The sequence below is a fragment of the Neoalteromonas facilis genome, from assembly GCF_002807665.1.
GTDB lineage: Bacteria > Pseudomonadota > Gammaproteobacteria > Enterobacterales > Alteromonadaceae > Alteromonas_E > Alteromonas_E facilis.
The window spans coordinates 686860-709412 of sequence record NZ_PEAY01000001.1; the positions used below are offsets into that span (position 1 = coordinate 686860).

The 22553-nt window shown below is 44.5% G+C and carries 18 protein-coding genes and 1 tRNA gene; 9 read left to right on the plus strand and 10 right to left on the minus strand.

The window, feature by feature from the left end:
- Positions 1 to 52: 52 nt before the first annotated feature.
- Positions 53 to 2029: a TonB-dependent receptor plug domain-containing protein gene (locus tag CSH93_RS03115; protein ID WP_164078280.1), complete on the minus strand. Its 1977-nt coding sequence runs from the start codon at positions 2027 to 2029 to the stop codon at positions 53 to 55.
- Positions 2030 to 2476: 447 nt separating this feature from the next.
- Positions 2477 to 2553, minus strand: a tRNA-Val gene (locus CSH93_RS03120).
- A 183-nt stretch (positions 2554 to 2736) separates the two neighbouring features.
- On the opposite strand from CSH93_RS03120, the gene CSH93_RS18190 reads away from it, so the two are divergent.
- Together CSH93_RS18190 and CSH93_RS03130 are read left to right on the plus strand one after the other, a co-directional pair.
- Positions 2737 to 6579 carry a response regulator gene (locus CSH93_RS18190; RefSeq protein ID WP_100641749.1) on the plus strand — a complete coding sequence of 1281 codons (3843 nt, stop codon included), beginning with the start codon at positions 2737 to 2739 and terminating at the stop codon, positions 6577 to 6579.
- Positions 6572 to 8380 (plus strand): two-component system response regulator, encoded by a 1809-nt coding sequence (locus CSH93_RS03130; RefSeq protein WP_100641750.1) that lies wholly within the window; start codon positions 6572 to 6574, stop codon positions 8378 to 8380. Before CSH93_RS18190 ends, CSH93_RS03130 begins: the two co-directional genes overlap by 8 nt.
- Here CSH93_RS03130 and CSH93_RS03135 read toward each other — a convergent pair.
- On the minus strand, positions 8377 to 9309 hold the full coding sequence (locus tag CSH93_RS03135; protein WP_100641751.1) for a GGDEF domain-containing response regulator: 933 nt from the start codon (positions 9307 to 9309) through the stop codon (positions 8377 to 8379). The genes CSH93_RS03130 and CSH93_RS03135 overlap by 4 nt on opposite strands.
- Before the next feature lie 251 nt (positions 9310 to 9560).
- Here CSH93_RS03135 and CSH93_RS03140 point away from each other — a divergent pair, with 251 nt between their 5' ends.
- The 7 genes from CSH93_RS03140 (at position 9561) to CSH93_RS03170 (ending at position 13907) form a co-directional block, all read left to right on the plus strand.
- Positions 9561 to 10616, plus strand: coding sequence for a patatin-like phospholipase domain-containing protein (locus CSH93_RS03140; RefSeq protein ID WP_100641752.1), 1056 nt, complete (start codon positions 9561 to 9563; stop codon positions 10614 to 10616).
- An 84-nt stretch (positions 10617 to 10700) separates the two neighbouring features.
- Positions 10701 to 11084 carry an ACT domain-containing protein gene (locus tag CSH93_RS03145; protein WP_100641753.1) on the plus strand — a complete coding sequence of 128 codons (384 nt, stop codon included), beginning with the start codon at positions 10701 to 10703 and terminating at the stop codon, positions 11082 to 11084.
- Positions 11084 to 11575 carry a PTS glucose transporter subunit IIA gene (locus CSH93_RS03150; protein ID WP_100641754.1) on the plus strand — a complete coding sequence of 164 codons (492 nt, stop codon included), beginning with the start codon at positions 11084 to 11086 and terminating at the stop codon, positions 11573 to 11575. Before CSH93_RS03145 ends, CSH93_RS03150 begins: the two co-directional genes overlap by 1 nt.
- Before the next feature lie 19 nt (positions 11576 to 11594).
- Entirely contained in the window at positions 11595 to 11945 is a 351-nt protein-coding gene (locus tag CSH93_RS03155; RefSeq protein ID WP_100641755.1) for an ArsC family reductase, read from the plus strand.
- Entirely contained in the window at positions 11942 to 13069 is a 1128-nt protein-coding gene (gene dapE / locus CSH93_RS03160) for a succinyl-diaminopimelate desuccinylase (protein WP_100641756.1), read from the plus strand. Before CSH93_RS03155 ends, dapE begins: the two co-directional genes overlap by 4 nt.
- Positions 13069 to 13749 carry a M15 family metallopeptidase gene (locus CSH93_RS03165; RefSeq protein ID WP_100641757.1) on the plus strand — a complete coding sequence of 227 codons (681 nt, stop codon included), beginning with the start codon at positions 13069 to 13071 and terminating at the stop codon, positions 13747 to 13749. The genes dapE and CSH93_RS03165 overlap by 1 nt, the downstream gene beginning before the upstream one ends.
- Complete coding sequence (locus CSH93_RS03170) at positions 13746 to 13907, plus strand: DUF2897 family protein (protein ID WP_100641758.1); 162 nt, start codon at positions 13746 to 13748, stop codon at positions 13905 to 13907. The genes CSH93_RS03165 and CSH93_RS03170 overlap by 4 nt, the downstream gene beginning before the upstream one ends.
- A gap of 11 nt (positions 13908 to 13918) precedes the next feature.
- Here CSH93_RS03170 and yghU read toward each other — a convergent pair whose 3' ends face one another.
- The 7 genes from yghU to pgm form a co-directional block, all read right to left on the minus strand.
- The gene (yghU, locus tag CSH93_RS03175; protein WP_100641759.1) at positions 13919 to 14800 is read right to left on the minus strand and encodes a glutathione-dependent disulfide-bond oxidoreductase; all 882 of its coding nucleotides are present in this window, start codon (positions 14798 to 14800) and stop codon (positions 13919 to 13921) included.
- 79 nt (positions 14801 to 14879) lie between these two features.
- Positions 14880 to 15203, minus strand: coding sequence for a heavy metal-binding domain-containing protein (locus CSH93_RS03180; protein WP_100641760.1), 324 nt, complete (start codon positions 15201 to 15203; stop codon positions 14880 to 14882).
- Positions 15200 to 15625, minus strand: coding sequence for an HIT domain-containing protein (locus CSH93_RS03185; RefSeq protein WP_100641761.1), 426 nt, complete (start codon positions 15623 to 15625; stop codon positions 15200 to 15202). Before CSH93_RS03185 ends, CSH93_RS03180 begins: the two co-directional genes overlap by 4 nt.
- Complete coding sequence (gene astE, locus CSH93_RS03190; RefSeq protein WP_100641762.1) at positions 15618 to 16679, minus strand: succinylglutamate desuccinylase; 1062 nt, start codon at positions 16677 to 16679, stop codon at positions 15618 to 15620. Before astE ends, CSH93_RS03185 begins: the two co-directional genes overlap by 8 nt.
- A gap of 60 nt (positions 16680 to 16739) precedes the next feature.
- On the minus strand, positions 16740 to 18056 hold the full coding sequence (locus CSH93_RS03195; protein ID WP_100641763.1) for a putative bifunctional diguanylate cyclase/phosphodiesterase: 1317 nt from the start codon (positions 18054 to 18056) through the stop codon (positions 16740 to 16742).
- Positions 18057 to 18185: 129 nt separating this feature from the next.
- Positions 18186 to 20636 carry a glycogen/starch/alpha-glucan phosphorylase gene (locus CSH93_RS03200; protein ID WP_420807241.1) on the minus strand — a complete coding sequence of 817 codons (2451 nt, stop codon included), beginning with the start codon at positions 20634 to 20636 and terminating at the stop codon, positions 18186 to 18188.
- Between the two features lie 276 nt (positions 20637 to 20912).
- Positions 20913 to 22553 carry a phosphoglucomutase (alpha-D-glucose-1,6-bisphosphate-dependent) gene (gene pgm, locus CSH93_RS03205; RefSeq protein ID WP_100641765.1) on the minus strand — a complete coding sequence of 547 codons (1641 nt, stop codon included), beginning with the start codon at positions 22551 to 22553 and terminating at the stop codon, positions 20913 to 20915.

Here is a 22553-nt window from a genome sequence, read left to right on the forward strand (position 1 = left end):
ATCACGAGGTTAACGCCTAAGACGTTGAGAGTGCAGTAAAACGCAATTCAGACTAAAGCGTATACTTAAGTCCAATGAGAACTTGTCTACCTCTTGCGGGTATACCCTCTTCCAAACCAGCCTGTGGTGACCAGGTCGTGTAAGCTGCATCAAACAGGTTATTCGCTCTTAATGAAATATCGAGTTGTTCGTTTATTGAATAATAAAACATTGCGTTTGTCACAATGTAACTGTCGAGTTGTATGTTGCCATTAATTCTCGACAGTACCTTATCGTGATAGTACGCGCTTAAATTAAAGCTAAAATCGCTGAATTTATACTCGCCAATAACAAACAAAGATGTATTGCCTACAGGTTCTTCTGCGATACGTTTAAACATGTGACTGGCACCACTGCGAACACGTAAATTTTCTGATAACTCCGCACTCACTTCCCACTCTACACCACTGGTATTCGCATTTGATCTATTTTGCGGTTGAAATGCGGTAAAGCCAGGAACCACATCATCCACTAAGACAGGCACCACCATATCGTCATATTGATTATAAAAATAAGTAAATGTTGAGCTGAAACTATCATGGTTCTCTGTCCAGGATAACTCATAGGTATTTACTTTTTCTGGAATTAATGCCGGGTTGGAAATCCCCCCCGATGCTATTCCTGCGCGGGTTTCTACGAAAGAGGGTGCCCTAAACGCATCACCGTATAAGAGCTTGAATGTTGTATCAGTATCCCACTTCTTAACAAGCCCCAACCTTACGCTAAGGTGGTCACCGAAATCCTCGTAATCGTCGTATCTCAATCCTGATGTCAGTGTGATTGAGGGATCAACTTGCCAACTGCTTTGAGCGTACACACCGCTGCTTCGTCTGGAGGACGGCGTAAATAAATCAAAGCGCACCCCGCCAATATAAAAACCGTATTCGATGCCTGTCGTACTTGGAATCAGTCTTCCAGTTCGTTCCAGTTCTGCAATATCAATGTTGGTCTGAAACGGATTAAGACCTACCGATTCCTTTTTGTAAAGTAGACCGATATTCAGTAAATGATTGGGCGCGATCTGATACTTGGCATCAGCCCCAAACCTCTGTTGTTTAACGGTTCGGATATTTCCACCAATCATTTGCACTGTAATGCCGTCCGACCAATAGAGTGGATTTCCTGTTTGTATTGGATTTGGAGAGTCCGGAAACAAACCAAAACGGGAGTCAGCGTCATTGATGGAATATTCTGCAAACCAGTTAACATCAAATTGACCGAGCTGGTTGTCAGTTGATAACCGTATAGATGTGTTATCCACCAAGTGACGCTGTTCCCCATTGGCTTGACCACCAGCGATTATAAAATCGTAACTGATGCGTTCATTGTGTCTGACTATCAGCTTAGTATCTTTGTAAAAGAGGTTGAGGAAAACATCAGTCTGTCGTTCTGGATCTTGCGTATCGTTCAAGGAGCCAAAGAAGTTATAAAAATTAGGGTAATCATCACCATCATCACGATAGTACGCGAATGTTCCACTGATGCCCCAATTCTGACTATTATGCGATGCCATCAAAACGGCACTTTTGGCGTTAAATTGACCAAGCTCGACTTGGGTAAATCGGCCATTGTCTTTAGTAATGATATTAATGACGCCTGAAAAAGCATTTGCTCCATACATGCTTGAACCAGGACCTCTGATGACCTCAACTTGCTTTACATTGGCCAGATTGATGCCGCGTTCCTGAGAAAAGACGCCTCCTGTAACGGGATCATTTAGCCTTATACCATCTAATAACACGAGAATTTCTCGTCCTACTGAGTTTGATCGGCGCCCTCTTACGACGGGCGTATAACTTCGACCTTCGATATCAGAACGGGCGACAGTAAATCCGGGAATATAGTTGAGCAATTGATCTAAGGTGCGTACCCCCAAACTCTCTATCTCCGCACTTGAATACACGGTTACACTTGCAGGAGTATAATTGATAGGCGTTGCATTTCGGTTTGATACAGCAACTTCGACGTTGAGTAGCTCTGATAAAGGCATTTCGAACAGCGATTTTATCTCGTAAGCTTGAAGATAAAACGGGCAAGCGAGAATACCCAATACCGCTATATTTTTTAATAAGTAATGGCCTCTCCGCCTTGGTTGAACTATTTCATTACAAGGAGATAAAAGCGGGGTTCTATTTGAAAATAATTTTTCGATGCGCTCTATCATAAGTTAACGCGTCCATAAATGCGCCATGGCTCAATTTTGTTAGTATAGAGGGTTAATTCTGAGAACGAGAACGTAACTGCATCTGTTTACTGGAATTTTCACTAGCCATGTAATATTTTCTCTAAGTTTGCGTACTACGTTACAGTTGTGAGACGGTAGGGCAACTTTTTAGTTTCCGTAACTTTAGTACACAATGGCTATGCTTTAAAACGCCTAAAACCGTTAATTTTGAAGGGTTTAAATATTTTATTGGAACATTATGGAATTATAAGGTGGTGCGTCTACCCTGACTCGAACAGGGGACCTCTACCATGTCAAGGTAGCGCTCTAACCAACTGAGCTATAGACGCATAGGTGTGCTTGACTAAGCGGCGCGTATGTTAGCCATTCAACCTTGTTTCTGCAAGTGCTTTTCGCGCTTTTTTAAACCTTTTTTCAACAAATCAAAATGTTAAGGCTATCTAATACTAGACGGGTCCATAAACAGGCTGCTACATTCATAACTAACGGTATGTAAGCACAGATTATCAACGTTGAATAAAAACCTTGATCAAAGCAATACTCGGCTACTTAAAACTGCACTAGCGGCAGCGATAGTGCTAATTATCGTATCTATTGTGGTAACCCGCTTTGCACTTATTTCTATTCGCGACAATGTGCGCAATGAAGTGGGTAACGCATTGACCGTTGTAATGGAAACAACCACAACAGCGTTACGACTGTGGCACGAGAACAACATTATTCAGATAGTCGAAGCGGCATCGACTGACGGATTAAATGAATCTGTTGCAGCCCTGCTTGACCCAACAACGCCTGAGGGTGAACAAGCGGTTCTTGAAGAGTTATTGCATACCCGTTTTTTTGAATTGCAACGCCTACAAGGCCACAACGGATTTGACCTACTCAAACTAGATGGTGAGCGTGTCGTAACAACTGCCAATATCGCGGCCAATAAAGTCCCCGTATTTATCAACCAGTATGCTCATATCGTTCAGAGTATTATTGAAGAAGGAATAGCAGCGTATATTCCTCCGACAAAAGAATTTATCAAACAAAGCGAATTTATTACCTCGCATTACGTAGCACCGATAGTTTACCAAGGTGAAGTGATCGCACTGCTGGCATCCCATCACAGTCCCAAAGAAGAATTGTCATCCATTACTCAACTAGGGCGCTTAGGGAACTCTGGCGAAACTTATTTAATCAATGAGTCCGGCGAATTAGTTTCCGAAAGCAGATTTATTGCCGATCTCACGCGCGCCAAATTAATTGTTTCAGGTAGCTCATCCATTTTACACGTGGACGTAAGAAACCCCGGTGTCGATTTAACGCTTGGTAAAAAAGCGTCAACTGAGCGAGATCAGCAACCGCTCACATTAGTGGCGCAAAGTATCATTAACCAATCTGCCGGCATGCAATTGGAAGGTTATAGAGATTATCGCGGTGTGCCGGTGATGGGCGCTTGGAGTTACCTTGACTTTTTATCACTCGGTATCACATCAGAAATCGACGTGAATGAGGCAATGAAACCGTATTTTCGCGCGCGCTCAATCATCATATCACTATTGGCAATCATCATCGGATTCACGCTTGCATTGGGTGGCGTACTGTATGTTTTTTATAGCCGCGCGACTCACCTTATTAAAGATTCCGCTAGAGCGCTTGAAGAAGAAGTGTTGGCTCGTACCACCGAACTGAGACAAACAGCCGAACAACTGAAAAGCGAGAGGACGCTTATTTCAACGGTTTTTGACGCAATCCCCGACCCTATTTTCTGTAAATCAGAAGATGGATATTACTTCAGGGTAAATAAGGCGTTTGCTGCGCTGTTGGGATTAAAAGTCGAAGACGTAGAAGGTAAGCATGACAATGAGTTATACAGTCGCGCAGAAGCTAATGCGTTTAAACAGGACGATAAAGAAACGCTAGCCAGTGAAAAACCGCGTATTACCGAACGCTGGACCGCTATCGGTGAAGAACAACAAGTATTGTTTGAAACGCGTAAATCAGTGTTTCACTTGCCAGATGAAAGCAAGGAACTGATTCTGGGGATCAGCAGAGACATCACCCAGCGTAAACTCGCCGAACAACAACTCAAGCTCGCTACCCAGCAAGCCAATAATGCTAACAGCGCTAAAAGTGAATTTTTAGCCCGTATGTCACATGAAATTCGCACTCCCATGAATGGCGTGATTGGCATGCTTGAATTGCTAAGCCGTTCAACGTTGAATAACGACCAGCGGCAAAAAGTTAGCGTCGCGAAGACCAGCGCTGACGCGCTGTTGTCAGTGCTCAACGACATTCTTGATTTTTCTAAAATTGAAGCGGGTAAATTGGCCATCGAGGATATCGATTTCAATTTGCGTCAGTTAATAGAAGAAACCGCTCAATCACTTGCCATTCGAGCCGACACTAAAGGCATTGAGTTGTTGGTTGATGTTTCTGAAATAGACTTTGACTTTGTTTCCGGTGATCCACTTAGGATCCGCCAAATTCTTACTAACTTGATCGGGAATGCCATTAAGTTCACCGAAGACGGTGAAGTTCATGTGGAGGCAACCTTAGTCAAAGAACAAGATGATCTGCGCTTACATTGCAAAGTTAAAGATACCGGTATCGGTATTCCCGATGACAAACTGTCTGGCTTATTTGAATCGTTTACCCAAGTGGATTCATCCACTACACGAAATTTTGGTGGCAGTGGACTAGGCCTGGCTATTTCCAAGCGATTAGTAAACCTCATGGATGGTGAAATATCCGTTGATAGCCGTTTTGGAGAAGGCAGCTGTTTTGCTTTCAGCGTTCGTCTTAGAACGACTGATGTGGTGGTCTCTGAAATCCCGCAAATCAGTCTTCAAGATTGGAAAGTGATGGTCGTCGATGATAATCAAACCAATATCGACATATTAAGTGCTCATTTGGATAACTGGGGGGCGAAAGTGGTAGCAGCACACAGTGTTGATGAAGCACTGGATATTTTGCGCATAAATCATCATGGAGCAGAGGCAACGCCTACTGCCAACTTCAACCTCATTTTGACAGATATGCACATGCCACAAAAAGATGGCTTGTGGCTGACTGAAAGCGTGCGCAACCACTACACCAATGAACAGCTACCGATATTGATGCTAAGTTCAGTGTCCAGCCAAATTGCCAGTGCCGATCTGGCTCGACTGGGTCTAGACGGTTGCCTAACAAAACCGGTTGTCACCAGTGATCTGTTTAATGCTATAGCCTTGATTGCAGTTAATCAAAGCGGTACTGAAAAGCGAGTCTTCGTATCTGAGCATGCATTGCAACGATTACACAAACAGCACTCTCTGGATGTCCAATGGCCTGAAGATACCAGAATATTGCTCGTTGAAGATAATCAGGTGAACCGACTTGTTGCCGAGGGCCTGCTCGGTACCTTGAATCTTTATTGCGAGCATGCCGAGCACGGCCAGGCAGCAATCGATATGCTCAATAGCAAACCTGACAGTTACTACTCTGCGGTTTTGATGGACTGTCAAATGCCCATAATGGATGGCTATGAGGCAACACGCCAAATCCGCAGCGGCACTGCGGGAGAATCGAACAAAAAGATTCCTATCTTGGCAATGACCGCCAATGCTTTAAAAGGCGATAGGGAAAAATGCCTTGCGGCCGGTATGGATGATCATATACCGAAACCCATTGAGTTAGATGTACTCACTGAAAAATTGGTGGCAGCCCTACATGCACATGAATCTCCCTCACTGAAAGCCAGCGCGGGGTTACCTGTAAGCTCCGAAAGTGAAGGCGACAATGCAGCAGACACATTAATCCTGCCTGACGATCTCACGACAATGGATTGGCAAACTCACCGCCCTAGCCTGAGCTCTCAACCTGCACTGTATGTAAAAACTCTGAATGTTTATATCGCGCAATATGGAGCGATAGAAAGTGATCTTGTATGCCCAACGAATAGAAATGAGAGCGACAAGTTGCAGAGCTTGCTCCACACCATAAAGGGCAGCAGTGGCAATATGGGCTTTGTAAAACTGTTTACTCTGAGTAAAGAAACTGAGAGTAAAGTTAAAGAAGGCAATGTATCTCAAGAAGACTTAGATGCTTTCGCCAGTATGCTTGCATCATCAATAAAAGATGCAAAATCTATCGTTTTAGCCAATACTCAAACGATACAAACAAAAACCAGTACAGGAAACGAAGAAGTCCTAAATGAGATCCGGCAACACTTGGAGCGCAGCGAAATTGTGCCAACCGAACTCATTGATGCGCTAGAAGGACTATCTGAAGACGTATGTGCGCCTACTGTAAAACAAGGATTGCTGGATGCGTTGGACGTATTTGATTACGAACTCGCTTTACAAGTATTAGACGAACATAATGAATGATTTATCACGATTTACCGTACTCGCAGTTGATGATGACCCCGTGACCCTTAGGGTCATAACACAACAATTAAAACCATTAGATCCACGTATATTGGTTGCCAATAATGGTGAGAAAGCGCTACGCGTTGTTGAAGAAGAATCCCCTGATCTTATATTGCTGGATATTAATATGCCCGGCATGTCAGGTTTTGACGTGTGTAAACACATTAAAGCCACAGAAAAAAATGCCAACATTCCGATTTTATTCCTTACCAGCAGTGATGAAGACATCGCAGAAGGCTTTGACGTTGGTGCAGTAGACTACATCGTTAAGCCTGTTGATAGCGATGCGTTACAAGCGCGCGTTATGACGCATTTGAAACTCTCTTCAACATTAAAAGCGTTAGATGAAACCAATATGCTACTGAGCAGCGCCAATGAACGCTTGGAGAAGAAAGTAGAAGAACGTACACGTGAACTCGTTACCGCCAACACCAGTTTGCGTAGAGAGATTAATGAACGGCGCAGCCTGCAAGACAAACTCTCCTTTTTATCGCACCATGACTTTGTCACACGTATGTACAATCGTTTTGCCCTAGAAGAGCGGCTAAACGAGTGCATGGCATCAACGACCAGCAATGGAACAAGTTTCCTCTGCCTCATCGATTTGGACCAGTTCAAGATAGTTAACGACTCTTGTGGATACGTTGCGGGTGATGAATTATTACGCCAACTAGCGGAAATACTGCGAGGCCAGTTGGATAAAGAAGATATTGTCGCGCGTATTGGCGGAGACGAATTCGCTGTTTACTTCGTCCAACCCGATATGGGCTTTGCAATTCAAAAAATACGCGCTTTGAAGTCAATATTGGAGTCATACGAATTTGTGTGGATGGATGAGAAATTCAAACATAACGTCAGTATGGGCTTGGTAGAAATTGATGAGAGCATCGATTCGGTCTCGCACCTGATCAGTGTTGCCGAGAGAACTTGCTATCAAAGTAAGTTAAAAGGTGGAGGTGAAATTTCGGTCTATAACGTAACCCGTGCTCATGTCGATAAAACCCAACAACAAATGCGTATGGTACCGATCATTCGCAAAGCCATAGACGAATCACGGATTAAGTTATTTGCTCAAGGTATATACTCTGACGGCGGCAAAACACTGCATAAAGCTGAAATTTTAGCGCGATTAATGGACAGCTCAGGACGTGTTCAACCGCCAAGTTTCTTTATACCCGTTGCGGAAAAATTCAACATTATCGATGCAATTGATCGCTATATTTTGGCGAAGAGTATCGAAGCACTGAGTAATACTCAGGTGATTGAGCTTTCGGTCAATGTGAGCGGTGCGTTTATCGTCAAAGAATCATCTGCTGATTACGTACAGCGCCAATTAGAACAATATGATGTCGCTCCAGAGCGTCTCTGTATCGAAATCACTGAGTCTTCCGCTATTAGCAACCTTGAAGCGACGATCGCATTCATCAATACGCTTAAAGAACTCGGATGTCGATTTGCCCTTGATGACTTTGGCACCGGTACGTCGTCATATGAATACTTAAAGCGACTGTCAATTGATACGGTTAAAATAGATGGTATGTTCGTGCGTGATCTCGAAACCGATGTGGTGAATCAGAAAATGATTGAGTCTATCGTCGGTATTGCTTCAGCCAAAGACATTAAAGTAGTCGCTGAATGTGTCGAAACAGAAGAGGCCGTGAACATGCTAAACGGTATGGATATAGCCTATTTACAAGGATTCGGTTTACACAAACCCGAACCAATAGAGACGTTTCTGAAGCAGTTTGGCGCGTCTTAACCGACGCGCTCACTCAATGTGCGCGTCAGTGCCGGCATGATGCGAGCCCTACCCTCATTTTTCGCTGCATACAATTGTATGTCAGCCTGATTAATGATTTCATCCGCGCTCAAATCAATATCCACTGGGAATGTGGTAATTAACCCACCGCTAAAGGTGACCACGTCATGCACCGTCGATGTTTTATGTGGAATACTAAGCTCTACCATTTTGCCTAACGCGACATTGGCCAGTGCCAATGCATCTTGTTGAGAGGTGTTGGGCATTATTATGGCAAACTCTTCGCCACCAAATCGCGCAACGAGGTCTGACGCTCGTTTAAAAACATCACTGAGCAATCGCGCGACACGGCGTAAACATGTATCACCACTGGTATGCCCATAAGTATCGTTGTAAACCTTAAACTCATCCACATCAACCAATAGTAACGATAACGGTTGCCCAGCTCTTTTACAGCGATGCCACTCTCGTACAAGCGCTTCATCAAACGCACGGCGATTTGCCACTTCGGTTAAACCATCAATACGCGCTAATTGATTCAATAACTGAGTTTTTCTCAGCAGATCAATTTGAATATCAATACGCGCCATGAGTATTCGGTTGTGAACCGGCTTGTTGATAAAATCGTTGGCACCTAGCTCTAATGAGCGCAGCTCGTCTTCGGTCGATTCACTGCCGGTCATTACAATAATAGAAGGTTGAGCGTAGGTATCTCGCTCGCTGCGCACTGATTGGCAAATTTCTAAACCATTGCCATCAGGCAAGTTTAAATCGAGCAGTATAATATCGACGTGCTTTTGATCTAGAATTTCGAGGGCTTTTTTCTTGGTTTTAGCGATGGACAACACAAACCGATCGCGCAAGGTAGCAACCAAAACATTGATATTGACAGGATCGTCTTCCACGATCAGGATTTGGTGCTTTTCCATGCGCGGGCACTCTTATTGTTGTTTTTTCCATCATACCTGACTGACAGCAGGCTGCAAGCTTGATGTAGCGGCAACCACAGCCCCTATCGGATGAGATTTAGCTGACAAATAGATTGTATAAATAAGTATGATAAAACAAATCCCTAACGTATCTTTTATGATAGACACTTAGATATTCTGCATGCATTGTGTTTTAGCCCACTGTTCAATAATGCAATTAATAACCACACATAAGCGATAGGAGACGCGAGTTGTTATCAATCTATGCTGGCAATACTGCTGCAGCCCGATTACGCGAAGAAGGTTTTCATCAAGACATGTTTACAGCATTTCTAGGTGCTTCCGGGGGTCCTAAGTGGTTTACATTATTTGGCTTAGACAAATACATGTTTGGAGAATTTTTTCGCTCGCGGAAAAAACCGCTGCAATTAATTGGATCCTCTGCAGGCGCGTTTCGTTCAGCCTGCTTTGCCCAAGCAAACCCTGTCGAAGCCATCGAAAGGCTGGCTGAGCACTATTGCCATACGACTTATTCTGACAAACCAACGCCAGCAGAAATAACCGAAAAAGCCAAAGCTTTGCTGGATATTGTCGTGCCTGACGACAACTTGGATGAAATCATCCAAAACCCCGTAATGAAAGCTCATTTTATCGTAGCGAAAGTGAACGGTTTAGTGGCGTCTGAACGTAAGGCTACACAATTACTCGGGTTAACCCGCAGTTATGCCTTGAATCGTTTCAAACGTCAGGCGATAAAGTCGCAATATGAACGTTTCGTATTTTCATCACCCAGTGGTCAACTTGAGTTCCAGGATGACTATCAATTTGCTACGACTACAATACCGTTTACGCCACAAAACCTTAAGTTGTCGTTACTTGCGTCGGGGTCAATTCCGTTAGTTATGCAAGGCATTCCCAATATTCCGGGTGCGCCAAAGGGCATGTATCGGGATGGTGGCATCATTGATTATCACTTCGACATCAAGATTAATAGCGGTGACGGTCTGGTATTGTACCCGCATTTTAATGCATCACCGCGCGCGGGCTGGTTTGATAAATCGCTCACACGAAAAGTATCACGACACAATTACGATAATGTCGTGATGTTAGTCCCTTCTGAAGAGTTTGTTGCCTCTCTGCCCTATCAAAAGATACCCGACAGAGAAGACTTTACTCAGTTTTCAGCTGAACAACGAATAGCGTACTGGCAACAGGTGTTTAAGGAAACAGAAAGGCTAGCAGATGACTTTGATACATTTTGTCAAACAATAGGCGACCGCCCGATATTACCGATTGACAGTATCTAGATCAAAACGTTGTGTTGAGACACTTCATTCTCATCACAAACCTATGCTAGTCTGAATAAAAATTTTGTGGTGATTTCTACGCCTATGCCGAAACAAACGTTGGCCGTTATCCCTGACACAATGGTCATTCACACTTTGCCTCCTGATGCGAAGGTGCCTGAATGCGTGTTAAATGCACCTCTTTATTTTCTTGGTAAAACACCGGAAGAGTTATCGATTGTTGTACCAGAAAGTGTGCCTATCGATGCAGATGACAGCGATGGTGACTGGCGCGCACTTGAAGTCTTAGGTCCCCTCAGCCTGTCAATGGTTGGTATTATGGCGAAGATCTGCAATGTTTTAGCACAAGCTAAAGTCAGCATTTTTGTGTTATCAACGTTTGAAACGGACTACTTCCTAGTTAAGCAAAAGTCACTGGAAACGGCACTAAAAGCGCTCGAGAATGACGGCTATAACGTGATCCGTTAATGACTGACGAGAAAACCAGCCAGACAATAGACGTTTTATCCCTCTGTAATGGCACGGCCTTTCCTCACGTCAATGCACCTGACAATACCGTTGCACTCGGCTTATTCGGACACGGTGCCTATATCCAGCTCACGGGTTCACAATTGTTCGCCCCTTTTGACGGTCACGTGATAAATATTAGTCCCACTTGCCATACGCTTACGCTACGGGCGCTAAATGGCTTAGTTTTACGCATAGCCTTCACGCCCAACGTTCAATCATTGATGGGATTAAAGTTTAGGCGCCACAGTAAGAACAAACATAAAATTTCGTCCGGGCAGTGTTTGTTGGACTTTGATATTAATTTACTCAAACAAAATGTTGGTATTCCTGGTATTGCGGTAACCATATTAAACCCTTTAAAGTCCATTGAGTTACACACTAATCATGCTGATAAAGGCAGGAAAATTGTAGCGCTATCGGATACCCTAATGACGGTATGTTTAAAATAATCGGATACAAGAGTTAACTATGACAATTACGCTGTATGGCATTAAAAACTGCGACACGGTAAAAAAAGCGAAGAAGTGGTTGGAACAACACAATATCGATTTTACCTTTCACGATTTCCGCGAAGACGGTATTGACAGTGATTGGGTTGCATCGGTCGAGCAGCAAGTCGGCTGGGAAACGCTGCTAAACAAACGTGGCACAACGTTTCGTCAACTAGACGAGCAAGTGAAAGCGTCGGTCAATGAGCATACTGCGATTCAACTCATGGCTGACAACCCTACCCTAATTAAACGCCCAGTGCTTATTGCAGATAGCAAAACACTGGTAGGGTTCAAGCCAGAAATCTATGCTGAGGCATTAAATCAATGAGTGAAGTGCTCGAACTGGCCAAAACATTAATCGCTAAGCGTTCAGTCACGCCTGAAGATGCTGACTGCCAGCGTATAATGGGCGAGCGTCTCGCCGCATTAGGTTTCACGCTCGAAACCATGGTATTTGAAGATACGACTAACTTGTGGGCAAGACGCGGTAGCAAGGGCCCAGTATTTTGTTTTGCTGGTCACACAGATGTTGTGCCATCCGGCCCAGAATCAAAATGGACCTACCCGCCATTTGAACCCACAGTAAATGCCAACATGCTTTATGGGCGCGGCGCAGCGGACATGAAAGGCAGCTTGGCTGCTATGATCGTTGCCGTTGAAGCTTTCATCGCAGATCACCCAGACCACAATGGTTCGATAGCATTTTTGATTACCAGTGACGAAGAGGGACCATTTATTAATGGCACCACGCGTGTTATCGACACGCTTGAAGCACGCAATGAGAAAATTACTTGGTGTATTGTCGGTGAACCCTCAAGTACCGAACATATTGGTGATGTGGTTAAACATGGTCGACGGGGATCATTGACCGGCGATTTGGTTATTCATGGTACCCAAGGACATGTAGCCTATCCACATCTGGCCAATAATGCAGTTCATGCCGTGGCACCGGCGTTAAGTGAGCTAGCCAATGCGCATTGGGACGACGGCAATGCCGACTTCCCCCCCACCAGCTTTCAAGTATCGAACATTCATGCTGGCACCGGTGCTGGTAATGTAATTCCCGGTGAATGTGAGGTGTGTTTTAACTTTCGCTACTCCACGGAAGTCACCGCTGAAGAGCTCATCGACCAAGTACGCAGTATTTTGGATAGTCACCAACTGAATTACGACATCAAATGGACGTTTAATGGTCTACCGTTTCTTACCCAACGCGGCGAATTAGTTAACGCGGTAGATAAAGTCATCCGCCATGAAGTCGGCCAAGCACCTGAATTTTCAACCGCCGGCGGCACATCTGACGGGCGATTCATAGCCCCTACCGGCGCGCAAGTCGTAGAGCTAGGCCCGGTAAATGCCAGTATCCATAAAATCGATGAGCATGTCAGGATCACTGATTTAGAAACCTTGGTTCACTTGTATAAAGGTGTGATGAAGGAGTTATTAGTGTAATGCTGACGACTCAATACCTAGGTGTCGATGCTTCTCATTTGACCCAGATAAATGAAAAGCACGCGTTATGTAGTGAAACCCTCAATGCATTTAACGATATGCAAGGTGCTGCTCAACTTGCCGGTATTGATTTGCAACTTGTCAGCAGCTACCGCAGTTTTGAAGGGCAATGTGCTATTTGGAATGGTAAGTGGCAAGGTAAGATCCCAATTCGCGATATTCACAGTGTCATCATCCCAGAAGGTAGTTTAAGCGACACCGAGAAAATGCATGCCATATTATTATGGTCCGCTATGCCCGGCGCATCACGTCATCATTGGGGCAGCGATATCGACGTATACGACAAAGCTGCTGTGGACGCATGGGGTCAACCGTTTCATTTAGTGGCTGAAGAATATGAACATTCAGGCCCTTGCGCTACGCTTAGCCAGTGGCTAGAGCAGCATGCACAGGATTTTGGTTTTTACCGTCCTTATCACAAATATACTGGCGGTATAGGCGCTGAGCCTTGGCATCTAAGTTATGTGCCGCTTGCTCAAAAAATTGAATCAAATTTTGAAAAGCCGGCCCTGTTGGCATTGATTAACGCCAGTGACATATGCGGCAAAGATTTGCTTATCGAACATTTCGACGAAATTTATTATCGCTACGTATTGAACAAAGGGATCCCAATATTATGAGTCTTGGATGGGTCGTATTGATCATAGCCATCGTGCTAGCCGTGATCATTAGCAACATAATGCTGCTTAAGCAATCTGCAAAAATGCCGTTTAAATCGAGTTTGTCAGAGGCAAATGAGGCTCAACGTAAAGCGGATAACGAAAAGCCTCAAGCATAAATCACATAGGGTTAGCTTTGTTCTGCGGATGGTTCAAGTTTGTCTTGGGTTCGCAATTCAAAGTCGCTCGCATCATGACGCTCGCGTAACTGTCCTTCTGGCTTCCCCCAACTGCGATTAACCATTTTACCGCGCTTAACCGCCGGACGCTCGGCCACTAGTTCAGCCCACCGTACAACATGGGTATAACTGCTAACATCTAAAAAGTCAGCAGCTTCATACAAGTAACCTAATACTAACGCGCCATACCATGGCCAAATAGCAATATCAGCGATACTGTATTCATCACCTAAAATATATGTCCGATTGGCTAACTGCTTATCCAGCACATCTAACTGGCGCTTCACCTCCATGGTATAGCGATCGATTGGGTATTCCCATTTCTCTGGTGCATAGGCATAGAAATGTCCAAAACCACCTCCTAACATGGGCGCACTGGCCATTTGCCAGAATACCCAGTTCATGCATTCTGCGCGCAGTTCAGCACTTTGTGGAATAAAGCGCTTAAATTTATCGGCAAGATACAAAACAATTGAGCCTGATTCGAATAATCGAGTTGGCGGATTAGTGGTTGTATCGTACATGGCGGGTATTTTTGAGTTAGGGTTTACCTCAACAAATCCCGACGAAAACTGTTCACCTTCCATAATATCGATAAGAAAAGCGTCGTATTCCGCCTCTTTGACGCCGGCGGCGAGCAGTTCTTCTAACATTATAGTGACCTTCACACCATTGGGCGTCGCCACTGAATACAACTGAAAAGGGTGTTTACCTTGAGGCAACGCTTTTTCATGTGTTGAGCCCGACACTGGTCGGTTAATATTAGCAAAACGCCCACCACTGCCTTTATCCCAAGTCCAAACTTTAGGTGGCTGATAACTATTCGAACTCATACACACTCCGTTAGCGTACGTTAAAAGACAAACTTATAGACCGAGTCACGCAAGCGCGTATTTCAGCCAATTTTCAATTCTACTCTGAATAGCGGATCGCGGTCCCCGCAATGCTTACCATCAACATGCTGCCTTTATCCCCGATCACCTGATAGTCAATATCAACACCAATAATGGCGTTTGCCCCTAACATACGCGCTTCTTGCTCCATTTCGGTAAATGCAATCTTGCGCGCGCGGGTTAATTCATCTTCATAAGAGCCTGAACGACCACCGACAATATCACGAATTGAGGCAAACAAATCTTTGAACAAGTTTGCTCCCATCACTGCTTCGCCAATTACGATGCCGTAATAATTGTCGATTTTCTTACCTTCCAACTGATTCGTTGTTGTTATAATCATAATAATTCCTTCTTTTTCATGTAGTTGAATACTGTAGACAGTGTTAATTTCAATTCATTATCACTGTACGGCTTGGCCGCTACTGCGTTCCAAATTGGTTTTGGCCACGCCACATCGGTTGTAAATCGGGCGATATGATGGACATGCAATTGAGACACAACGTTACCTAGTGCTGCAATATTCAGCTTATCAGCCTTGAATGTTTCACGTAAATAATGACTTAAAGCATTGCTCTCAATGTTGAATTGGTGCTGCTGCTCTGCCGTTAAATCGATCATCTCTGTCGCGCCGGCTACTCGCGGCACTAAAATAAACCACGGATAATTAGCATCCTTACTCAATAGCAATTCACACAAAGGTAATGAGCCTACAACATAGGTGTCGGCTTGCAATCGGCCATCCAGACCAAATTGATTATTCATCAGTGGCGCTCAATTGTGTAGGAACAACGGTCAAAATCGCGCGTTGACCAATCGCAACATTCGCGTTTGGAAAGACAATAGCCTCACCATCATACTCAGCTTTATACTCCTGACCACTTTCGCTAGCGAATACCGTTCCCTTCGGAAAATCAGTAAAGTTGGCCACGTCATCGTCAAAATGCAGGCGAAAGTCATCTTGGTGCTTGTTGATCACTTGATTCACACGATAGATCAACATCTCAGATAACGGTATCTCGGGCGCTTGATAGGACGCGTCACACACTAAAGATGTTAAGGCTGATTGAGCCTCTGCAAAACGCGTCATATCATTTTGTCCGAACGGGCGTACCTTCCCTAGCTCCACGGTAAACGCATGCGCATTAAATTGTGTTGAGGAGAAATAACTGAAGGTTGTTGTTGGACTTTCAGATAACAAGATCGTTTTTACGCCGCATGTTGCCAAAAACGACAATTGAGAGCGGCTGTGTTTGCGCCCATGCAATAACGGATACACCGCAAATTTCTCATTCTTTGATGCTCTAATGGCAGTATGTAAATCATAGTGATAACGCGTTGGTTGCTTACCGAATTTTTGATAAAACTCGGCCACCGCATGCTCAATATCACGCGCACGTACGCGCTCTGCATTGATAGCTCCCTCTCCTTCACTGTGCGCACCAGAGAAGAGTCGATTCATGTTTTCTTCCACAAATCGCTGGCCAATATCCATGGCCGGTAAATTTCCGAAAATAAACAATACGGGATGAGCACACTGCTTTCGACCATTGAGTAGGTCTTGTACTAAATCATCAAGAATCTCAATTGGCGCCGTTTCATTGCCATGAATACCGCATGACAAAACAATGGCTTTGGTCGCGCTACTATCGGTCAAATCGGCTAAATAGACGGGCATAAACTCAATAAGGCCTTCAGCATGCACAATCACTTGCGTGCCGTCATTTAGGGATAGAGAGGTCGTTAATTGAAACAAATCAGGCTGCTGTCTGCTTAATGCGAGAAAGCCTTGTGTCCTAAGAGAATGCAGTAAATCCATGGTCACCTACACAAATAAAAATCAGGTGTATGGTACCGCATCTGTATTGAGATGTAAGCGTTAAGACGAAAGACGTTTAGTTTGAAGTGGCGATGTACCAACAGAAATATCCTGCTGGGCAAACGCAATGAATTCATCAAAAGGCAATGCGCGTGTAAATAAGAAACCCTGCCCTTGTTCGATACCCACATCGCGCAAAATGTGAAGATGTTGAACAGACTCAATACCTTCAGCCACAACTTTACAGCCCTTAGCATCGCCAATCAGTTTAACTGCCTGAATAATCGCTTTATTGATGTTATCGTCGTGCAGTTCGAGTACGAAGGTTTTATCTATTTTGAGTGTGTTGATAGCTAGCTCTCGGATGTAGGAAAGGTTCGAATACCCTTTACCGAAATCATCAATGCAAATCGACAAGCCTAAGTGACGCAATTCGTCTAATTGGCGTTTTACCATCAAACTGTTTGAAAGTGCTACGTCTTCAGTTAATTCAAGTTCGAATTGAGCCAATGGAATTTCATAGGTTTCAGAGAACTGCCGTAAACACGACACTAAGCGCGAATCGTAGAGCTGAGTGGGTGAAATATTAACTGACAAAGACAACTCTATACCCGACTGTGCAAATCGACGCATTTGTTTAAACGCATTCTCAATTGTCCAGTAGCCGAGCTCATTCATCATGTTATAGGATTCCGCGGCTTCAATGAGCGGACCTGGGAACAGCACCCCATCGAGTGGATGGTTCCAACGTAAAAGGCATTCTGCACCGACGATTTTCAAATTGTCGAGTTGGATTTTTGGCTGAAAATAAAGCTCTAGTTCATTGTTATCGAGCGCCCGTTGGAGATCGGCTTTTAGCGTAAGACTTCTGGCATTTACTTGCTCTTTGCGATCAGCTAAATAGGCAAAGTTTTCATACTTGTTTTGTTTAGCTTGCTTTAGCGCAGCTTCAGCTCGCGCAACAAAATCGGTTATTTCAAATTTTTGAGTCTTACACGCCGCAGCGCCCACATTGAAATCGGCAATAAACGAGTGGTCAGCGCGCTGAATCGGTGTTTTAAAATGTTCAACCAAGTGTTCGAACTTTTGCATCAACTCATTGCGAGACATGTGCCCTTCAAACAATAGTGCGAACACATCCCCACTGACGCGGCCAAGTACTTTCGCGTCTTTGAACAATAACCCTATGCGATTGGCAATAGACAGTAAAAACTCATCACCAATATGCGTACCGAAACTGGTTGTTACGTCAGAAAAGCGCACCACATCGATAAGCATGATAGACACAGCATCATATTGCTCAGCACACTGTTCAATGCAATTAATAAACGCGAAGCGGTTAGGAATGGCGTTTAATTTGGGATGTATACGACTCAAGAAAACAACGGGTCTCTAAGGATTCTGGGAGCAGTGTAAAGGCAAATATTTGCTTTGACTAGCATTAGTATTTTGTGTGTTTATTTTTTATACAAAAAAGGCGGTATCACCGCCTTTTTTCACTGTTCATCAATCTTCTACATTACAGGCTGTTAAGTTCCATACCCTATCAACGTAATCCCGAATTGAACGATCTGATGTAAACTTACCCATCATGGCCGTATTCATAATCGCCATTCTGGCCCAACGAGATTTATCGCGATACGCTTCATCCACCGCTTTCTGAGCATTTGAATAAGATTCAAAATCAGCAAGACATAAGTAAGGATCTCCACCGCCTAACAAACTTTGCTTAATCGAGGCTAGCTCACCTGGCGCTCCCGGCGTGAAATAATCGCTCTCGAGCCAATCTAAGATCGCCTTTATTTCAGTGTTCCGATAATAGTGATCATCAGGACTATATCCTTGTCGCTTTAGTGCCGCGACCTCATCGACCGTTAAGCCGAAAATAAAGATATTCTCGTCACCCACTTCTTCAGCAATCTCGATATTGGCACCATCTAACGTACCAACCGTCACAGCACCGTTTAGCGCAAGTTTCATGTTCCCTGTGCCTGACGCTTCTTTTCCGGCAGTCGATATCTGCTCTGAAACATCTGCTGCAGGGATCATTTTCTCGGCCAACGAAACGCGATAGTTCGGCAGGAATACAACCTGAAGTTTTTGATTCACTCGGGGGTCATTGTTTATTTTGTCTGCGACTTTGTTAATCGCGTAAATAATATCCTTCGCTAACGCATAACCCGGTGCAGCCTTAGCACCAAAGATAAATACGCGTGGGTGAATATCGTATGCAGGGTTCTCCAACAAACGGCGATACAAAGCCAAAATATGCAACAGGTTCAGATGCTGACGCTTATATTCGTGCAAACGTTTAATTTGCACATCAAATATGGCATTGGTATTCACCTCTAGCCCCGTAAGCTCTTTTATAGTGTTTGCCAGCGCGACTTTGTTGTCCTGTTTCACTTGCATAAATTGTTTCTGGAATGCCTTATTATCGGCAAATGCTGCTAACTCAGATAATTTATCCAAGTGCAGCGGCCAGTCATGACCAATCTTTTTGTCAATGAGTTCAGACAATGCAGGGTTACACGCTTTAAGCCAGCGACGTGGCGTTATTCCGTTGGTGACGTTAGTCAGTTTGTTTGGCCACAATTGATCAAATTCTGGAAACAAGTTTTGCTTCACGAGCTTACTGTGGATCTCAGCAACACCGTTTACGCGGAAAGAACCAATAACTGACAAGTGGCCCATTCGAACCATCTTCTCATTACTTTCTTCTATGATCGACAGCTTAGCTTTGATTTGATTATTACCTGGCCACTGCCTTTCAACATCAGCCATAAAGCGATGATTGATTTCATAAATAATTTCCAAATGGCGCGGCAGTATTTTTTCCAACATACGTGCAGGCCATTTTTCTAGCGCTTCTGGCAATAGTGTGTGGTTGGTATACGCGAAGGTCTTAGTACAAATATCCCATGCGCTATCCCAATCTAATTCCGCTCTATCGACTAATATTCGCATCAGTTCAGGAATGGCTATAGCGGGGTGCGTATCGTTTAATTGGATCACGACTTGATCGGTGAATCGGCTCCAATCATCACCGTGAGCGCGTTTGTAGCGACGTATGATGTCTTTCAATGAACAGGCACAGAAAAAGTACTGCTGGATCAATCGTAGCTCTTTGCCGGCTTCTGTTTCATCGTTGGGATACAAGACTTTAGAAATGGTTTCTGCTTGCACATTTTCACGTTGCGCATCGACATACCCGCCAGCATTAAATACGTCCCAATTAAAATAGCCTGAAGACTGGCTTTGCCACAGGCGCAATACGTTCACCGTGTTACCGCCATAGCCAACCACCGGAATGTCCCAAGGCACACCTTTCACGATGCTGCCCGGGTGCCATTCTTTTTGAATGCGACCATTATCGCCGTATTTCGTTTCGACATAGCCATACAAAGATACTTCTTGGATCGACTCTGGACGGCAGATCTCCCACGGATTGCCATAGTCTCGCCAGCTGTCAGGACGCTCTATTTGCGCGCCGTTGCGAATTTCCTGGCGAAACAAACCATGCTCATAATGGATCCCGTAGCCAATGGCTGGCATTTCCATGGTTGCAAGCGAATCAATAAAACACGCAGCTAATCGGCCTAAACCACCATTGCCCAGCGCCATGTCAGGCTCTTCCTCAAGTACATCGGAAAGGTTCACGCCTAATTCGGTCAATGCGTCATTAGCAACCTCAAACAAGTTCAAGTTATGCATATTGTTGGACAACAAACGGCCCATTAAGAACTCGGCTGAGAAATAGTGTACTGCTCGCGTGTCATTAAAATAGTGAGCTTTTTGTGTCTTACGCAATCCTTCAAGCACCAACTCTTGAATAGCCGCGCAGGTTGCTTTCCACCAAGCATGATTGTTCGCTTTATTTTCGTCAGTACCTAACGAACTGTGGAGATGCTTAACAATAGATGTTTTCAATGCCGCTTTATCTAACTTGACCGGCATAGACTCAGCAGATTCTGCTTTTTTGGCTTTACGCGATGTGGCAGACGTTGCCGCTTTAACTTTTGTGCTCATATTGATATCTCATCCGTAAAAGACATTTTCATATAAAAATGACAAACAAGTCGTCGAATACGAATCAATATAGCAGCGTAAATTTCGATTTATTGTTAAATAAATGTAAATGCAGACCGCTTTTGGGCAATTTTTAGCCAGATTTAACATTAAATTAACATTTAGCGTATGAATACGATTGCAAAATAAATCGTTGCAGATTGATTATTTAATCACTTTATCAACGAGTTGTTGCGCTTCCTCTACCAGATTCTGCAAGTGACTTTCGCCCAGAAAACTCTCAGCGTAAATCTTGTACACATTTTCAGTGCCCGAAGGACGCGCAGCAAACCAACCGTTCTCGGTAGACACTTTAACGCCACCAATCGCAGCGTTATTGCCAGGTGCATGGGTTTGAACCTGCGTGATCGCTTCACCTGCGAGTGTGTCACTGGTGATCACATCGGCCTGCATTTTTGACAATGCCTGCTTTTGCGCTAAGTCTGCCGCCACATCAATACGTGTATATTTAGGTTCACCGAAAGATTCAGTTAATTGCTTATAACGAACACCTGGCTCTGTACCGGTAACCGCAATCATTTCAGCCGCGAGCAGACACATAATAAAGCCGTCTTTATCCGTTGCCCACGGTGTTGCATCACGCCGTAAAAAAATCCCGCCAGCACTTTCCTCGCCAGCGAAACCTATCGTTTGATTAGCTAAGCCATCTACGAACCATTTAAACCCAACGGGCATTTCAGCCAAAGAGCGCCCCAAGTTGCCGCAGACCCTATCAATCATACTGGATGACACCAGCGTTTTGCCGACCTTCAGATGAGCAGGCCACTGCGGGCGATGTTGATACAAATAGTCGATTGCGACGGCTAGGTAGTGGTTTGAATTTAAAAGACCTGCACTGGGCGTTACGATGCCGTGGCGGTCAAAATCAGTATCGTTACCAAAAGCAACGTCGAACTTGTCCGCCATGTCGATCAAACCTGCCATCGCGTAAGGCGACGAACAATCCATGCGCAACTTTCCGTCTTTATCTCTGCGCATGAAGGCAAAACGCTGATCCACTTGGCTATTCACTACATCAATATTCAATCCATAATGCTGTGCAATCCGATCCCAATATTCAACGCCCGCCCCACCAAGAGGGTCGCAACCCATATTGACACCCGCCTTGCTGATGGCTTGCATATCAATGACTTCATCAAGCGTTTCAATATATGCTTGGGCAAAATCAATTTGCGATACCAACGGCGAATTCAGTGCTTGTGAAACCGATATACGCTTCACATCCGTATTCTGCCTACCCAACAATTCGTTTGCGCGCGCCTGAATAAGGTTAGTCACTGTCGTATCTGCTGGCCCACCATGAGGAGGGTTATATTTAAAGCCTCCATCTTCTGGCGGATTATGCGAAGGCGTTATCACAACACCATCGGCCAATCCCGTTGCTTTACCTTTATTAAAGGACAATATTGCATGCGAAATTGCGGGCGTTGGTGTAAAACCATTTGCTTGTTGAATAACCACATTTACGCCGTTTGCGACCAACACTTCAAGGGCCGTAATATGCGCGGGTTCACTCAATGCATGAGTATCTTTTCCCATGAACAAAGGTCCGGTGATCCCTTGTACTTGTCGATACTCTGCCAACGCCTGACATATTGCCGCGATATGAGACTCATTAAAAGAACACAGCGCTGCACTGCCACGGTGACCAGAGGTGCCAAATGTAACCTGCTGATTAGGGTCTTCAACATCAGGCCTGAGAGCATAATAATCACTGACAAGTTTAGCGACATTGATTAACTGCTTAGGGTCAGCAGGTTGACCAGCCTGAGGGTGAAGCGCCAT

Bases quoted from the DNA above. Each gene is read 5' to 3' on its own strand.
- CSH93_RS03115 (WP_164078280.1), bottom strand. From the start codon at position 2,029: ATGCCTTTATCAGAGCTACTCAACGTCGAAGTTGCTGTATCAAACCGA.
- CSH93_RS03130 (WP_100641750.1), top strand. From the start codon at position 6,572: ATGAATGATTTATCACGATTTACCGTACTCGCAGTTGATGATGACCCC.
- CSH93_RS03135 (WP_100641751.1), bottom strand. From the start codon at position 9,309: ATGGAAAAGCACCAAATCCTGATCGTGGAAGACGATCCTGTCAATATC.
- CSH93_RS03145 (WP_100641753.1), top strand. From the start codon at position 10,701: ATGCCGAAACAAACGTTGGCCGTTATCCCTGACACAATGGTCATTCAC.
- CSH93_RS03150 (WP_100641754.1), top strand. From the start codon at position 11,084: ATGACTGACGAGAAAACCAGCCAGACAATAGACGTTTTATCCCTCTGT.
- CSH93_RS03155 (WP_100641755.1), top strand. From the start codon at position 11,595: ATGACAATTACGCTGTATGGCATTAAAAACTGCGACACGGTAAAAAAA.
- dapE (WP_100641756.1), top strand. From the start codon at position 11,942: ATGAGTGAAGTGCTCGAACTGGCCAAAACATTAATCGCTAAGCGTTCA.
- CSH93_RS03165 (WP_100641757.1), top strand. From the start codon at position 13,069: ATGCTGACGACTCAATACCTAGGTGTCGATGCTTCTCATTTGACCCAG.
- CSH93_RS03170 (WP_100641758.1), top strand. From the start codon at position 13,746: ATGAGTCTTGGATGGGTCGTATTGATCATAGCCATCGTGCTAGCCGTG.
- yghU (WP_100641759.1), bottom strand. From the start codon at position 14,800: ATGAGTTCGAATAGTTATCAGCCACCTAAAGTTTGGACTTGGGATAAA.
- CSH93_RS03180 (WP_100641760.1), bottom strand. From the start codon at position 15,203: ATGATTATAACAACAACGAATCAGTTGGAAGGTAAGAAAATCGACAAT.
- CSH93_RS03185 (WP_100641761.1), bottom strand. From the start codon at position 15,625: ATGAATAATCAATTTGGTCTGGATGGCCGATTGCAAGCCGACACCTAT.
- astE (WP_100641762.1), bottom strand. From the start codon at position 16,679: ATGGATTTACTGCATTCTCTTAGGACACAAGGCTTTCTCGCATTAAGC.
- CSH93_RS03200 (WP_420807241.1), bottom strand. From the start codon at position 20,636: ATGCCGGTCAAGTTAGATAAAGCGGCATTGAAAACATCTATTGTTAAG.
- pgm (WP_100641765.1), bottom strand. From the start codon at position 22,553: ATGGCGCTTCACCCTCAGGCTGGTCAACCTGCTGACCCTAAGCAGTTA.